This window comes from Pseudomonas sp. 18-147 (assembly GCF_051048045.1).
Lineage (GTDB): Bacteria > Pseudomonadota > Gammaproteobacteria > Pseudomonadales > Pseudomonadaceae > Pseudomonas > Pseudomonas aeruginosa.
Window position 1 is genome coordinate 3,052,814 of the sequence record NZ_CP182296.1, and the last position, 17,352, is coordinate 3,070,165.

At 64.2% G+C, this 17,352-nt stretch carries 2 protein-coding genes; both read left to right on the plus strand.

The window, feature by feature from the left end:
• Positions 1-48 precede the first annotated feature (48 nt).
• Positions 49-16,779, plus strand: coding sequence for a two-partner secretion system exoprotein TpsA1 (tpsA1, locus tag ACM0M4_RS14640; protein ID WP_434324258.1), 16,731 nt, complete (start codon positions 49-51; stop codon positions 16,777-16,779).
• Entirely contained in the window at positions 16,776-17,255 is a 480-nt protein-coding gene (locus tag ACM0M4_RS14645) for a pentapeptide repeat-containing protein (protein ID WP_034039270.1), read from the plus strand. The genes tpsA1 and ACM0M4_RS14645 overlap by 4 nt, the downstream gene beginning before the upstream one ends.
• Positions 17,256-17,352 lie beyond the last annotated feature (97 nt).

A 17,352-nucleotide genomic window follows, 5' to 3' on the forward strand; every position in this document is an offset into this window, starting at 1 on the left:
AAACCTTGCTTAACCTCGCCGGGCCCCTACCCGCCAAGGAGTAACGATATGGACATCCGCAGCCCGCTGAACCAGTGCATCGCCCTGTCCCTGGCCGGCATCCTGTTCCTCAACCCGATCGTCGCCGCGGCGGCGGGGCTGGCGCTGGACAAGGCCGCCGGCGGCAACACCGGCCTGGGCCAGGCGGGCAACGGCGTGCCCATCGTCAATATCGCCACGCCCAACGGCGCCGGGCTGTCGAACAACCATTTCCGCGACTACAACGTCGGCGCCAACGGGCTGATCCTCAACAACGCCACCGGCAAGACCCAGGGTACCCAGCTCGGCGGGATCATCCTCGGCAACCCCAACCTCAAGGGCCAGGCGGCGCAGGTGATCCTCAACCAGGTCACCGGCGGCAACCGCAGCACCCTGGCCGGCTACACCGAGGTGGCCGGGCAGTCGGCGCGGGTGATCGTCGCCAACCCGCACGGCATCACCTGCCAGGGCTGCGGCTTCATCAACACGCCGCGCGCGACCCTCACCACCGGCAAGCCGATCATGGACGGCCAGCGCCTGGAGCGCTTCCAGGTGGACGGCGGCGACATCGTCGTCGAAGGCGCCGAACTGAACGTCGGCAACCTCGAACAGTTCGACCTGATCACCCGCAGCGCCAAGCTCAACGCCAAGCTCTACGCGAAGAACCTCAACATCGTCACCGGCCGCAACGACGTCCAGGCCGACAGCCTGCAGGCCACGCCGCGCGCCGCCGATGGCAGCGAGAAGCCGCAGCTGGCGATTGACAGCTCGGCCCTGGGCGGGATGTACGCCGGGGCGATCCGCCTGGTCGGCACCGAGCAGGGCGTGGGGGTGAAGCTGGCCGGCGACATGGCCGCCAGCGGCGGCGACATCCGCATCGACGCCAGCGGCAAGCTGAGCCTGGCCCAGGCCTCCAGCCAGGGCGACCTGAAGATCGCGGCCCAGGCCGTGGAGCTGAATGGCAAGACCTACGCCGGCGGCAGCGCCGAGATTCGCAGCGCGGAGGAACTGGTCAACCGGCAGAGCCTGGCGGCGCGCGAACGCATCGCGCTGGACGCCGCGCGCCTCGACAACGCCGGGGTGATCGAAGCCGGCGTCGAGCCGGACGAGCGGCGCAACGCGCGCGGCGACCTCGAGCTGCGCAGCGGCACCCTGCGCAACGCCGGCAGCCTGGTGGCCAGCCGCGCGCTGGAAGCGAAGGCGAGCCAGGCGCTGGACAACCAGGGCGGCAGCCTGAAGGGGGCGACCGTCCGGGTCGACGGCGGACACCTGGACAACCGTGGCGGCAAGCTGCTCGCCGAGGGCGAACTGCGGGTCGAGGCGAGCAGCCTGGACAACCGCCAGGACGGCCTGTTGCAGAGCCGGGACCGCGCCGTGGTCAAGACCCGTGGCGATCTCGACAACCGTGGCGGCCAGGTCGTCGGTCTGAACGAACTGCAGGTCCAGGCTGCCGCACTGGACAATCGCAGTGCCGGTCTCCTTTCCAGCAAGGGAGACATGGACATCGAGGTCGCTCGTCTGGACAACAGTGCGGGCGGCAAGCTGGTCAGCGAGCGCCGTACGCTCCTGAAGGCGGATCGGCTCGATAATCGCAGCGGTCGCATTGTCGCCGGCCAGGATCTCGACTTGAGCTCTCGGTTGATCGACAACCGAGCGGGCGATATCTCCAGCACGTCGAGGGTGGTGGCGAGCGCTCGCGAACAGTTGGACAACCGCGGTGGCAAGATCGTCGGTGACAGTGGCCTGGACATCACAACGCCACGCATGCTCAACCAGGACAAGGGGGTACTCGCCAGCCGCGATGGGCTGCGCCTGAGTGCTACGGAGTTGTTCAACGGCGCGGGGGGCCTGCTGTCCAGCCAGAAGGGTATCGACGTCTCCCTGGCCGGTGCGTTCGATAACCAGGCCGGCAGCCTGGACAGCCGGGGCTTCCTGACGGTGAAGTCAGCCTGGCTCGACAACCAGGGCGGTACGCTATCCAGCGCAGGGGCATTGGCAGTGACCAGCCAGGGCGCCCTGAACAATCAGGGCGGCAGACTGGCGAGCGACGCCGGAATTAGCTTGAGCAGCGCCAGCCTCGACAACAGCCAGACCGGTGCGATCAGTGGCAAGGGGGCCGTGGAGATTCGTACCGGCAACCTGAACAACAGCCGGAAAGCCAGTATCGGCAGCGATGCGGGACTCACCCTGGTCGCCGCTCGGGTAGACAACAGCCAGGCGGGCCGGATCGCTGCCAAGGGTGCGATCGATGCGGATCTCCAAGGGTTGGACCAGCATGACAGGGGCAACCTGGTCAGCGATACCGGCATCACGCTCGATCTGAACAAGGGAAGCCTGGTCAATCGCGCTCAAGGCCTGATCGCCACGCCTGGCACTTTGCTCCTGCGCCAACTCGGCGTGGTGGACAACAGCGGTGGGGAAATCTCCAGCGACCGCGCGTTCACTCTTGCCACCTCCGCGTTGAACAACCAGGAGGGACGCCTGCTCAGCGGCGGAGCCCTGACCTTGCGTATCGCGCAGGCCCTGGACAACAGCCTCGAGGGGATTGTCTCCGGTGCCGGAGGTCTGGATATCCAGGCATTCGTCCTGGACAACCGTAGTGGCTCCATCGGCAGCAAGGGTGCCATCGATATCGGTGTGACCCGCCTGGAAAACGACGCTGGCACGCTGATCGCCGAACGCGGCCTGAAGCTGGCGGCCGATGAGGCGAACAGTTCCAAGGGGCGTATCGCCGCCAATGGTAGCATGCATGCCAAGGTTGGCACGCTGAGCCAGAAGGGAGGAGAACTGACCAGTCAGGACTCGCTGACTCTCGACCTGGGCATCCTAAACAATAACGCTGGCCGTATCGCTGGCAACCAGGGCGTAGACATCACGGCCCGGCAGGTGGACAACAGCGTCGGCGAGATTGCCAGCCAGGGCGTGGTGGCGCTGAACCTCACTGAGCAGCTGGACAACCGTGGCGGCAAGATCGTCGGTGACAGTGGTCTGGGCATCACCGCGCCGCACGTGCTCAACCAGGACAAGGGGGTACTCGCCAGCCGCGATGGGCTGCGCCTGAGTGCTACGGAGTTGTTCAACGGCGCGGGGGGCCTGCTGTCCAGCCAGAAGGGTATCGACGTCTCCCTGGCCGGTGCGTTCGATAACCAGGCCGGCAGCCTGGACAGCCGGGGCTTCCTGACGGTGAAGTCAGCCTGGCTCGACAACCAGGGCGGTACGCTATCCAGCGCAGGGGCATTGGCAGTGACCAGCCAGGGCGCCCTGAACAATCAGGGCGGCAGACTGGCGAGCGACGCTGGACTTAGCTTGAGCAGCGCCAGCCTCGACAACAGCCAGGCCGGTGCGATCAGTGGCAAGGGGGCCGTGGAGATTCGTACCGGCAACCTGAACAACAGCCGGAAAGCCAGTATCGGCAGCGATGCGGGACTCACCCTGGTCGCCGCTCGGGTAGACAACAGCCAGGCGGGCCGGATCGCTGCCAAGGGTGCGATCGATGCGGATCTCCAAGGGCTGGACCAGCATGACAGGGGCAACCTGGTCAGCGATACCGGCATCACGCTCGATCTGAACAAGGGAAGCCTGGTCAATCGCGCTCAAGGCCTGATCGCCACGCCTGGCACTTTGCTCCTGCGCCAACTCGGCGTGGTGGACAACAGCGGTGGGGAAATCTCCAGCGACCGCGCGTTCACTCTTGCCACCTCCGCGTTGAACAACCAGGGGGGACGCCTGCTCAGCGGCGGAGCCCTGACCTTGCGTATCGCGCAGGCCCTGGACAACAGCCTCGAGGGGATTGTCTCCGGTGCCGGAGGTCTGGATATCCAGGCATTCGTCCTGGACAACCGTAGTGGCTCCATCGGCAGCAAGGGCGCCATCGATATCGGTGTGACCCGCCTGGAAAACGACGCTGGCACGCTGATCGCCGAACGCGGCCTGAAGCTGGCGGCCGATGAGGCGAACAATTCCAAGGGGCGTATCGTCGCCAAGGATGAACTGCGTGCCAAACTCGGTGCGCTGGTGCAGAACGGGGGAGAGCTGACGACTCAGGGCGCGCTGGCCCTCGACGCCGACAAAGTCGACAACGGCGCTGGTCGCATCGCCGGCAACCGAGGTGTGGTCATCGATGCCCGGCAGGTGGACAACCGTGCCGGCGAGATTGCCAGCCAGGGCGTGGCGACGCTGAATCTCACTGAGCAACTGGACAACCGTGGCGGCAAAGTCGTTGCTGACAGTGGTCTGGGCATCACCGCGCCACGCGTGCTCAACCAGGACAAGGGAGTAATCGCCAGCCGCGATGGGCTGCGCCTGAGTGGTACCGAATTGTTCAATGGCAATGCCGGACTGCTCAGCAGTCAGAGACATATAGAGGTCACTCTGGACGGCGTGCTGGACAATCAGGGCAAGGGCGCGCTGCTCAGCGACGGTACCCTGACGGTGAGCGCCGGGCGCATACACAACCAGGACGCCACTCTGTCCAGCGCCGGTGCGCTGAGACTGAGCAGCCAGGAGGCGGTGGACAACCGTGGCGGCAAGTTGGTGACGGACTCCAGCCTGCGCCTGACCAGCGCCAGCCTGGACAACAGCCGATCAGGGATCATCAGTGCCAACGCAGCGGCGGAGATCCATACCGGGGTTCTGAACAACAGCCAGAAAGGCAATCTTGGCAGCAATGACGGGCTCGGCCTGATTGCTACTGAGGTGGATAACAGCCAGGAAGGCCGGATCACTGCCAAAGGCATGATCGACGCAAATATCAAGGGACTCGATCAGCAGGGTAAAGGGCGGCTGGTCAGTAATGCCGGCATCATACTCGACCTGAACGAGGGAACCCTGGCCAATGGCGCTCAGGGCCTGATCGCCACGCCTGGAACCTTGCTCCTGCGCCAACTCGGCATGGTGGACAACAGCGGCGGGGAAATTTCCAGCGACCGAGCCTTCACACTCACCACCTCCGCGCTGACCAACCAGGGTGGCCGCCTGCGCAGCGGCGGTGTACTGACGTTGCGCATCGCCCAGGCTCTGGACAACAGCCTCGAAGGTGTTCTCTCCGGCACCGGAGGCCTGGATATCCGGGCGCTTGCCCTGGACAACCGCAGTGGCTCCATCGGCAGCAAGGGCGCCGTCGATATCGACGTGTCCCGTTTGGAAAACGATGACGGCGACCTGCTTAGCGAAGGTCGTCTGAAACTGACTGCCGAGCGAGCGAACAGTGTCAGGGGACGGATCGCGGCCAGGGGTGACCTGCACGCCAGCGTGACAGCCTTTAACCAGGCGGGTGGCGAATTGAGCAGCGAGGGTGCGCTGATGCTCGAGGCCGATAGCCTCGACAACCGCAGCGGCGGTCTGGTCAGTGCTGATGGCAACCTCACCGTTTCCGCCCGGAGGATCGACAACCGTGCGGGCGAAATCGCCGGCCCGGGCCAGGTGACACTGGACGTCGCCGAGCAGTTGGACAACCGAGGCGGCAAGGCCATCGGCGATAGCGGACTTCGCCTCGCCGCGCCACGGGTACTCAACCAGGACGGCGGGGTACTCGCCAGTCGTGATGGGCTGCGCCTGAATGGCGCCGAACTGTTCAATGGCAACGGCGGCCTGCTCAGCAGCCAGCAAAGCATCGACGTCATTCTGGACGGCGTATTGGGCAATCAGGCGGGCAGCTTGAGCAGCCAGGGACGCCTGAGCGTGAATAGCGGTCGGCTGGACAACCAGGGCGGTGCAGTCTCCAGCGCCGGGACCTTGTCGCTTTCCAGCCAGGGTGCGTTGAACAACCAGGGGGGCAGGGTGGTCACCGACGCCGGTGCCGTCCTGCGCAGCGCCAGCCTCGACAACAGCCAGGGCGGCATCGTCAGCGCCAAGGGGGCCGCGGAGATCCGTACTGGCAGCCTCAACAATAGCCAGAAGGGCGGCATAGGCAGCGGTGCCGGGCTCGCGCTGGTCGCGGACCTGGTGGACAACAGCCAGAACGGCCGGATCACTGCCAAGGGTGCGATCGATGCCAACCTGAAGGGGCTGGATCAGCAGGGCAGCGGCAGGCTGGTCAGCGATACGGCCATCGCGCTCGATCTGCGCGGGGGAGAACTGGTCAACCGTGCTCAGGGCCTGATCGCCACGCCTGGAGCCTTGCTGCTGCGGCAACTGGGTGTCGTGGACAACAGTGGCGGTGGCGAGATCTCCAGCGATCGAAGCTTTACCCTCGCCGCGACCGCGCTGAGCAACCGGGGTGGCCGCGTGATCAGCGGCGACTCCCTGACCCTGCGCATCGCCCAGGCACTGGACAACAGCCTCCAAGGCGTTCTTTCCGCAAGCGGAGGGCTGGATGTCGCTGCACTCGTCTTCGACAACCATAGCGGCATCGTTGCTAGCAAGGGCGATACACACATCGGGGTGAACCGCCTGGAGAACGAGGCAGGCCGCGTGGTCAGCGAAGGCGCCCTGGATCTGACCGCCAAGCAGGTGAGCAGCGCCAAGGGGCGCATTGCCGCGAAGGGCGATCTGCAGGTCACGGTTGGCACCCTCGAGCAGCAGGGTGGAGAACTGGCCAGTCAGGGGACGCTGACTCTCGACGCCGATAGCCTGGATAACCGCAATGGCGGCCTGGTGAGCGCCGATGGCGGGGTCACCGCCGAGGCACGCCAGATCGATAACCGCGGTGGGGAAATATCCAGCGTGGCCAAGGTGGCTCTGGCTGTCCGGGAACAACTGGACAACCGGGGGGGCAAGGTGATCGGCGACAGTGAGCTGAGCCTAACCGTGCAGCGCCTGCTGAACCAGGCCAAGGGTGTGCTCGCCAGTCGCGATGGATTGCACCTGGACGGCGCTGAACTGCTCAATGGCGATGGCGGCCTGCTCAGCAGCCAACGCCTGGTGGATGTAACGCTCAGTGGTGCATTGGACAACCAGGGGAGCGGTGCACTGGTCAGCGAAGGGTCGCTGACAGTGAAGGCCGACCAGGTCAATAACCAGGCGGGGACTTTCTCCAGTGCGGGTAGCCTGCTCGTTACCAGCCGGGGCGAGTTGAACAACCAGGGTGGCAGGTTGGTGACCGATGCTGGAGCCACCCTGAACAGCACTGGCTTCGACAACAGCCGTGCGGGCCTGGTCAGTGCGAAAGGGGCTGTGGCCATTCGTACCGGAGCCCTGAACAACAGTCAGAAGGGATCCATTGGCGGCAATACGGGCGTCACCCTGGTCGCCGGGTTGGTCGACAACGGCCGGGAAGGACGGATCAGCACCAAGGGTACGCTCGACGCCAACCTGAAAGGGTTGCTTCAGCAGGGGGGAGGCTCGCTGGTCGGCGAGCGCGGTGTCACCCTCGACCTCAACGGTGGCACCCTGGACAACCACGACCTCGGTCTGGTTTCAACGCCTGGCGCGCTCCTGCTGCGCCAACTCGGCATGGTGGACAACAGCGTCGGCGGAGAGATATCCAGCGACCGTGCTTTCACCCTCGCCGCCAACACACTGAACAATCAGGGCGGGCGGCTGATCAGCAGCGAAGCTTTGACCCTGCGCATCGCCAAGACACTGGACAACAGTCTCAAGGGGCAGGTCCTGGCGACCGACGGACTGGCCATCGAGTCTCAGGTCTTGGACAACCGTGCGGGAACCATCGGCAGCAAGGGCGATGCCCGTATCAGCGTGACCAGCCTGGACAACGCCGAACAAGGCAGCCTGGTGAGTGAAGGCCGCCTGGAGCTTGTAGCCGACCAGGTGAGCAACGGCAACCAAGGCCGTATCGCCGCCAGAGGCGTGCTGGAGGCGGCGGTCGGTACGCTGCTCCAGCAAGGCGGCGAACTGGTCAGCCAGGGGAGCCTGGACCTTCGCGCCGACACGCTCGACAACAGCCAGTCCGGGCTGATCGCCGCGAATGGCGGCATCGCTATCGAGGCGCGGCAGGTCGACAACCGCGCCGGCGAGATTTCCAGCACCTCGAAGGTCGCCGTGAACGCCCGCGAGCAACTGGACAACCGCGGCGGCAAGGTCATCGGCGACAGCGGCCTGCGCCTCACCGTGCAGCGCCTGCTGAACCAGGCCAAGGGGGTGCTGGCCGGGCGCGACGGCCTGAGCCTGGACGGCGGCGAACTGTTCAACGGCGACGGCGGTCGGCTCGACAGCCAGAACAGCCTGAGCGTGAGCCTCGGCGGCGTGCTGGACAACCAGGGCGGCGCGCTGGTCAGCGAAGGCAGCCTGACGGCGCGCGTCGCGCGCCTGGACAACCGTGGCGGAACCTTCTCCAGCGCCGGTGCGCTGGCGCTGACCAGCCAGGCCGCGCTGGACAACCAGGGCGGCAGGCTGCTCAGCGATGCCGGCGTGACGCTGAAGGGCGCCAGCCTCGACAACAGCCGTTCCGGCGTGATCAGCGCCAAGGGTGCGGTGGATATCCGCACCGGCGTGCTGGACAACAGCCGCAACGGCGGCATCGGCAGCAACGCCGGCATCACCCTGGTGGCCGCCCGGCTGGACAACGGCCAGCAGGGCCGGATCAGCGCCAAGGGCCTGCTCGACGCCAACCTGAAAGGCCTCGACCAGCGCGGAGGCGGCGTTCTGGTCAGCGAAACCGGCGTCACCCTCGACCTCAATGGCGGCACGCTGGTCAACCGCGACGGCGGCCTGATCGCCACGCCCGGCGCGCTGCTGCTGCGCCAGCTCGGCGCGGTGGACAACGGCGCCGGCGGGGAAATCTCCAGCGACCGCGCCTTCACCCTCGCCGCCGCCAGCCTGGACAACCGCGGCGGGCGCCTGATCGGCGCCGACAGCCTGACCCTGCGCATCGCCCAGGCCCTGGACAACAGCCTGGCCGGGGTGATCTCCGGCGCCGCCGGCCTGGACATCGCGGCCGCTCGCCTGGACAACAGCGCCAAGGGCACCCTGGCCAGCCGCGCCGGCATCGACCTGCGCGTCGATGGCGCGCTGGACAACCACGCCGAAGGCACCGTTTCCGGCGCCCGCCTGACGCTCGCCAGCGCCTCGCTGGACAACAGCGGCAAGGGCCTGCTCTCTGGCAACGCCGGCCTGAGCGTCGTCACTGGTGCGCTGGACAACGCCGAGGGTGGCCAACTGATCAGCCAGGGCGTGCTGGACGTCAGCAGCGCCGACCTCGACAACCGTGGCGGCGCCCTCAGTGGCAAGCAGTCGCTGCGCCTGAGCGCCGCCAACCTGGACAACCGTGGCGGCCTGCTCACCAGCGACGGCGAACTGGAACTGACGGCAGGGCGCGTCGATTCCGCCGACGGCGGCGAAATCTCCGCCCGGGGCGACCTGCGCCTGACGGTCGAGCGCCTGGTGCAACGCCAGGGCCGGCTGATTGGCGAGCGCGGCGTCAGTCTCGACCTGCGGGGCGGCGACCTGGACAACCAGGGCGGCCTGATCAGTGCCCGCGGCCCGCTGAGCATCGAGCGGCTGAACGTCCTCGACAACCGCCAGGGCGGCGAGATTTCCAGCCAGCAGGGCTTCGAGCTGCTGGCCAGGCGCATCGACAACGGCCAGCAGGGGCGCATCATCAGCGCCGGGAAACTGCGCCTGGACGCCGACGCGCTGGGCAACGCCGGCGCCGGCCTGCTCTCCGGATGGCAGGGCCTGACGGTGACAGGCGGGAGCCTGGACAACAGCGCCGGCGGCACCCTTTCGAGCAAGGACGGCGAGCTGGCCATCAGCCTCGGCGGCGCGCTGGACAACCACGGCCAGGGCGCCCTGGTCAGCAAGGGCGCGCAACGGATCGACGCCGCCAGCCTGGATAACGCCCAGGGCATCGTCTCCGGCGAAAGCGACGTGACCCTGAGCATCGTCGGGAAGCTGGACAACGGCCAGGGCGGCCTGGTCTCGGCGCAGCGCGCGCTGAGCTTCGAGCGCGACGATACGCTGCTGAACAACGCCGGCGGCCGGATCAACGGCGGCAGCCTGCTGCTCAAGGGCGCCAGCCTGGATAACAGCGACGGCCAGTTGATCAGCCAGGGCCGGCTCGACGCCATCCTCGGCGGCGCCCTGGTCAACACCGGCGCGGCGCGCCTGGCCAGCGGCGGCGACCTGCTGCTGCGCAGCGCCAGCGTCGACAACCGCGGCGGCAAGCTGGTCAGCCAGGGGCTGCTGGAGATCAGCGCCGGCAGCCTCGACAACAGCGCCTCCGGCACCCTCGCCAGCCAGGCCGACATGAGCCTGCGCCTGGGCGGCGGCGCCCTGCGCAACCAGCAGGACGGGCTGATCTTCAGCCAGGCCGGCGCCCTCGAGGTGCAGGCCGGCAGCCTGGACAACCGCCAGGGCACGCTCCAGGCCCAGGGCGACAACCGGCTGCGTATCGGCGGCGCGCTGGACAACCAGGGCGGCCGCCTGGACAGCCGGGCCGGCAACCTCGACCTGCAGAGCGGCAGCCTCGACAACGGCGCCGGCGGCGTGCTCAACAGCGCCAAGGGTTGGCTGAAGCTGGTCACCGGGCTGTTCGACAACAGCGCCGGCGTCACCCAGGCGCAGTCGCTGGAGATTCGCGCCGGGCAAGGCGTGCGCAACCAGCAGGGCCACCTCTCGGCGCTGGGCGGCGACAACCGCATCGTCACCGCCGACTTCGACAACCAGGGCGGCGGCCTCTACGCCAGCGGCCTGCTCAGCCTCGACGGCCAGCGCTTCCTCAACCAGGGCGCGGCGGCGGGTCAGGGCGGCAAGGTCGGCGCCGGGCGCATCGACTTCAGCCTGGCCGGCGCGCTGGCCAACCGCTTCGGCCAGTTGGAAAGCGAGAGCGAGCTGCACCTGCGCGCCGCCGCGATCGACAACAGCGGCGGCAGCCTGCGCGCCCTCGGCCGCAGCGGCAGCACGCGGCTGGTCGCTGGCGACCTGAACAACGCCTACGGCGTGCTGGAAAGCGCCAACCAGGACCTCGACCTGCAACTGGGCAGCCTGGCCAACGCCGGCGGGCGCATCCTCCACACTGGCAACGGCACCTTCGGCCTGGATTCCGGGCAGGTGATCCGCGCCGGCGGCGAACTGACCACCAATGGCCTGCTGGACATCCGCGCCAGCGAATGGACCAACAGCAGCGTGCTGCAAGCCGGACGCCTGAACTTGGACATCGGCACCTTCCGCCAGACGGCCGAGGGCAAGCTGCTGGCGGTGCAGTCCTTCACTGGCCGCGGCGGCGACTGGAGCAACGACGGCCTGCTGGCCAGCGACGGCAGCTTGCGACTCGACCTGAGCGGCGGCTACCGTGGCAACGGCCGCGCCACCAGCCTCGGCGACTTCGCCCTGAACGCCGCCAGCCTCGACCTCGGCAATGCCGCCAGCCTCGCCGGCGGCGCCAATGTCACGCTTGGCGCCGGCAACCTGCTGGTCAACCGTGGGCGGATCACCGCTGCCGGCGACCTCGTGGCCAGCGCCGCGAGCCTGAACAACTACGGCACCCTGGGCGGCGGCGGCAACCTGCGATTGAACGCGCCCGCCCTGCTCAACGAGCGCGGGTTGCTATTCAGTGGCGCCGACATGACCCTGCGCGCCGGCGACATCACCAACCTCTACGGGGATGTGTACAGCCTCGGCAGGCTGGATATCGCCCGCGACGATGCGGGGGGCTGGGCAAATCGCTTGGAGAACATTTCCGGGAATTTAGAGAGCACAGGTGATATGCGTTTCTCCGTGAGTTCACTTCTCAATAGAAGGGAAACCCTAGAGATTGAAGGTGACTTGCAGAATAGCGCTATTGGCGTCCGCTGTACGGGGTGTCAGCTTTCTGAGAGGTGGGGAAAAACTAGGTCTTCGAGCGAGCTTGTCTGGATCAGGGAATATAAGTCTACATTGGGAGAGTCTTCTGCCGCTGCTTCAATTACGGCTGGTCGAGATCTGCTTGTTGTAGGTGCAAGCCTGCAGAATATTGCTTCTAATATAAGTGCTGTAAGAGACGCCACGCTATCTCTGAGTAATTTCGAAAACAAAGGTTATGCGTTAGGGGAATATGCGGTCAGGGGCGTTTATTCGCCGCCGAGTAAATTTGGCGAAGAATTGCTTATGCGCATATTGGCGTATAACGCTGTCAACGATCCCAGTTATGGGGAGGGATATGCGAGCACAGGGGGGAGACTTCCGAATATTCATTATTTCGACAAGAATTTTAATGAAAAAGTCTCTCCGCTGGAGGTCATTCATGGAAACGGGAAAAATGGTGGGCCGGGTTGGCACCTGTACTTCGGTACCTTAGATGTTGAGTATCCGGGCACAGATCGCTGGAATAAGGCTATTGGACGAATACCGGCGCCGAATTATTCATCGAAAAAAACGGATGCTATTCCAGATCTACTTAAGGGATTGGCTCCTCTCGATGAGTTGACGATTAACAAAGGGGCGAACTCAACGGTTGGTGCTGTCGTGCAAGCTGGCGGTCGTGTAACGGTGAATGCTGCGGAGAGTTTCAATAACTCTGTCCTACAGGGATTTCAGGCCGTTCAGGAAACCCAGTTACCTCATCAGGACATAGCTGTTTCAAGCACGACGAGCGCCGTAGTGACTCTGAAGAGTCAACTGCCAGCGGATTTGGCAAGGCAACAGATCAATCCTCTCACCTTGCCGGGCTTCAGCCTGCCTCAAGGCCAGAATGGGCTCTTCCGCCTGGCGTCCCAAGGAGCCCAGGTGAACCAGGCAAGTGGTGCTCTGAAATCCGCCAGCGATCTCACCCAGAGCGGCCATGGCGTATCTGTATCCGCACAGGCAGGCAGTGACGCAAGTGGCTGGAGTACCCAGGCGCGTCGTGTCGGCGATGATCGGGTCACCTCGCTTACCGGTTCCGCCTATCAAGGCCGGGTAGCTGAGGCTATCGATGCGCTACGGGCTTCCGCGCCAATCTCGGGCGACGGGGGAAACACTGGCCGTTTCCAGGCCGGTGAGCACCAGGCGACCACGGGACTGGGTGGACTCGTCGAGGGCAATGCATCGGGTCACAGCGGCAATGGCGTCATCCTCGCCGATCTGCGCGGTGGTCTACCCTCGTTCTCAAGCCTTCCCGCGGCTGATCGTATTCAAGGCACAGCGCCCGGTCACGATGGGAATGGAACTATTCTCGCCAATTGGCAGGGTGCGCAGGCGACGGTCCAGGCCTCGCCTTCGACAGTGCGTGTAGAGGGGGTAGTTTCCAGTCCAGGTGGCAATGGCAGCATCCTTGCCGATCTGCCGGCTGAGCAGTCGTCGGTGCAGGCACTGCCTTCGGCCGTTAGGGCTCAGGGCAGCCTGCCTCGCCTCGAAGAGCGGAGCGCCGTTCTTGCCGAGCCTCCGGTTGGGCAGCCAGCGTTGCAAACCCTGCCGTCGGTTGCGCGCGTTGAGGGCGTGCCCAGCAATGCCACACCGAGCAACAGCCACAAGTATCTGATCGAGACCAACCCGGCGCTCACCGAGCTGAAGCAGTTCCTCAACTCGGACTACCTGCTCGGTGGCCTGGGTATCAATCCGGATGACAGCAAGAAGCGCCTGGGCGACGGTCTATACGAGCAGCGCCTGATACGCGAAGCGATCGTCCAGCGTACGGGGCAGCGCTTCATCGCCGGATTGAACAGCGACGAAGCGATGTTCCGCTATCTGATGGACAACGCCATCGCCAGCAAGGACGTATTGGGACTGACCCCTGGCGTCACCCTCAGCGCCGCCCAGGTGGCCGCGCTGACCCACGACATCGTTTGGCTGGAAGAAGTCGAGGTGAATGGCGAAAAGGTCCTCGCCCCCGTGGTCTACCTGGCCCAGGCCGAGGGGCGGTTGGGCCCGAACGGCGCGCTGATCCAGGGGCGCGACGTGAACCTGATCACCGGTGGGGACCTGAGGAACGCCGGTACCCTGCGCGCGCAGAACGACCTCAGCGCGACAGCCGGCAACATCGACAACAGCGGCCTGATCGAGGCCGGCAACCGCCTCGACCTGCTGGCCAGCGGCTCCATCCGCAATGACCAGGGCGGCATCATTGCCGGGCGCGAGGTAAGCCTCTCCGCCCTTACCGGAGACGTCATCAATGAACGGACGGTGACCCAGCACCAGTCTTCCTACAGGGGAACCGGTACCACTGAGGCATTTGCCGATAGCGCCGCGCGTATCGAGGCTGCGCAGAAGCTGACCGTTTCGGCAGGACGCGATGTAGCCAATATTGGCGGTGTCATCGACAGCAAGGGTGACCTCGCTTTGCAAGGCGGCAGGGATGTCCTGGTTTCGGCTGCGGTAGCGGAGCGGGGCTGGACGGCAGGAAGCCAGGCATACCAGACCCAGACGACCCAGATGGGCGCCGAGGTCGTGGCGGGACGCGACATCAGCGTCAGCGCCGGACGCGATATCAGCGTCGTGGGCAGCCGCATCGACGCTCGTCGCGACGTGACATTCGAGGCGGGTCGCGATGTGGGCCTGGTCGCGGCTGCCAACGAAGAGCATGCCTATGGCAAGACCAAGAAGGTCACTTTCCAGGACGACAAGATCACCCAGCAGGCCACTCGCGTGGACGCTGGCGGCGACCTGGCGATCAATGCCGGACAGGACCTGCGCCTGATCGCGAGCCAGGCCAGCGCCGGCGACGAAGCCTACCTGGTGGCCGGCGACAAGCTGGAGCTGCTGGCCGCCAACGACAGCAGTTACTACCTCTACGACAAGAAGAGCAAAGGCAGCTTCGGTAGCAAGAAGACCCGGCGCGACGAAATCACCGATGTGACGGCAGTGGGCAGCCAAATATCCAGCGGCGGCGACCTCACCCTGCTCAGTGGCGGCGACCAGACTTACCAGGGCGCGAAGCTGGAATCGGGCAACGACCTGGCCATCGTCAGCGGCGGCGCGGTGACCTTCGAGGCGGTAAAGGACCTGCACCAGGAAAGCCACGAGAAGAGCAAGGGCGACCTGGCGTGGCAGTCGTCGAAGGGCAAGGGCCAGACCGACGAAACCGTACGCCAGAGCCAGCTCGTCGCCCAGGGCAACCTGGCGATCAAGGCCGTGGAAGGCCTGAAGATCGACCTCAAGCACATCGACCAGAAGACCGTGAGCCAGACCATCGACGCGATGGTGCAGGCGGATCCGCAACTGGCCTGGCTGAAGCAGATGGAGCAGCGCGGCGATGTGGATTGGCGGCGCGTGCAGGAACTGCATGACAGCTGGAAGTACAGCAACTCCGGGCTGGGCGTCGGCGCGCAGTTGGCGATAGCGATCGTCGTGACTTACTTCACGGCGGGCGCAGCCAGCGGGGCGATTGCAACGGCCGGGGCCGGAACCTCCATGGCAGGCGCGACCGCAGCCGCTACCGCTACGACTTCGGCGGGCTGGTTGAACGCGGCAGGTACCGCAGCGCTCAGCGGCGTGGCCAGCAATGGAGCGATCAGCACCATCAACAACCGGGGAAACCTGGGGGATGTCGTCAAGGACGTGACCTCCAGCGATGCGCTGAGGGGCTATGTAGTCGCTGGCACGACTGCGGGGCTGACTGCCGGCGTCTACGACAAATGGACCTCGACCCAGACCGGCACCTCGACCGCTCTACCGAACACCGGGGCCGTGGCGCCCGCCGCAGGGTTGGGCACCTGGCAAGGCGTGGGCCAGTTCACCTCGAACCAGTTGCTGCAGAATGGTACTTCGGTGCTGTTGGACCGGGCGCTGGGCGGCAAGGGCAGCCTGGGCGATGCGTTGCAAAACAGCCTGGCAAATGCCTTTGCGGCCTACGGCTTCAAGCTGATTGGCGACACCACCCATGGTGTGCTGGACGACGGCAGCCTCGGCAAGATCGGCTTGCACGCCCTGATGGGAGGTCTGGCCGCCGAAGCGGCCGGTGGCGATTTCCGTACCGGAGCCTTGGCTGCGGGAGTCAACGAGGCGCTGGTGGATAGCCTCGCCAAGCAATACGCCAGCCTGCCCATCGATGACAAGAAGGGCCTGCTGACCATGAGTTCGCAGTTGATCGGCATGCTGGCGGCTTCGACGCAGGGCGATGCGGACGCCAAGAGCTTGCAGACGGGAGCCTGGGTGGCGGGGAATGCTACTCAGAACAACTATATTGAACACTCGGATGTTCTGGCTTTTGCCGAAGACATGAGGTCTTGCGGCAAAGACGAAGGTTGCCAAAAGGACAAGTGGGAGAAAGAAAGGTACAGCGACGAAAGTAAACTCAATGTACAGGAGGCCCAAAATACCTATGGTCCGCTGAGAGCAAAGGAGAAAAGGCTCCAAATCGTCGAGAGCATGGACACATTGGTGTCCATCCAGTGCGTGACGTCGCGATGCGAGTCGTACAAGACGGAATTGTTGGAGCAATCAGTCGATAGCTATATACACCTGAGCAAGGTCCTCGATGAATGGGTGCCGACGCTGGACCGATTGGCGCTTATCGGAGGTGCTGCTGCAGGTAAGCAGATAGACTCGAAAGTCAAACGTCCGGGTATGCCGGAGCCTGTAGAGCTTGCGCAGGTTCAGAAGGCTGTGGATTATCTTGCAGCCCTAAAAGCGACTGGGGCATCAGGAAAACCGCTGGTTTCAAAGGGCTCAGAGGTGACCCCTGAAGTTATTCAAAAAGCATTGCAGGGTGATCGTGTTATTACTGCGCAAGGCGCTGTGTCATTACCTGCGGTGCAAAGATATGTTGATCGGCTTCTTAAGGGCGATGTTGCCCCGGCAATAAAAATGGATGGCAATGTGATTGTTGATGGGAATCATCGTTATATCGCAGCAAAAATATTAGGGCGAAATCTAGATGTGACGCCGGGGTCTTTATCTCCTAATAAAGTCCATCAAACCAAACCTGTGTCTGAGCTGAAGATAGATCAAGTGGATTGGGGGAACAAATGATAACTATTTTTTTTGAAACTGGTGAAAAGCTGGATTTGCCTTTGGCTAGTTTTGCTAAGTCAAACTTAAGTGGGCTAGAGCTGCATCGGGCAATTTTTGATGGTTTAGATCTTTCAGAGGCTGATTTTACTGCCTCAAATTTGAGGAACGCTTCTTTTAATCATGCTCTGTTGGGTGGTGCTGTAATGAATAGTGCAGCGCTTATGAATGCAAGTTTTGTTGATGCTATAATGAAAGGTGTAAAACTTGTGGATGCTATGGCGGCTTATGTTGATTTTTCAGGGGCAGATCTTTGCATGGCTAGTCTAAAAAATGCTGATATAGGCGGTTCTAATTTCATAAATTCCAATTTGCGAGATGTTAATATTGATGTAGCGAGGATAGATGGCGCTGTTTTTCGGGGTGCCATATATAATGATAGAACGATTTGGCCTAAAGGATTTATTCCGGAAAATTTTGGTGCGATTAAAGGCTAATTTGACAGGGCCGTAAAGGGGCCGTAAAGGGGGGGATTTTCCCTGCTCTAATGCTCTGAAAAGGAGGCTCTAGACGCCGTAAGTGAATAAAGGGGAC

Excerpts from the sequence above, each read along its gene's own strand:
- tpsA1 (WP_434324258.1), top strand. The coding sequence starts at position 49 with ATGGACATCCGCAGCCCGCTGAACCAGTGCATCGCCCTGTCCCTGGCC.
- ACM0M4_RS14645 (WP_034039270.1), top strand. The coding sequence starts at position 16,776 with ATGATAACTATTTTTTTTGAAACTGGTGAAAAGCTGGATTTGCCTTTG.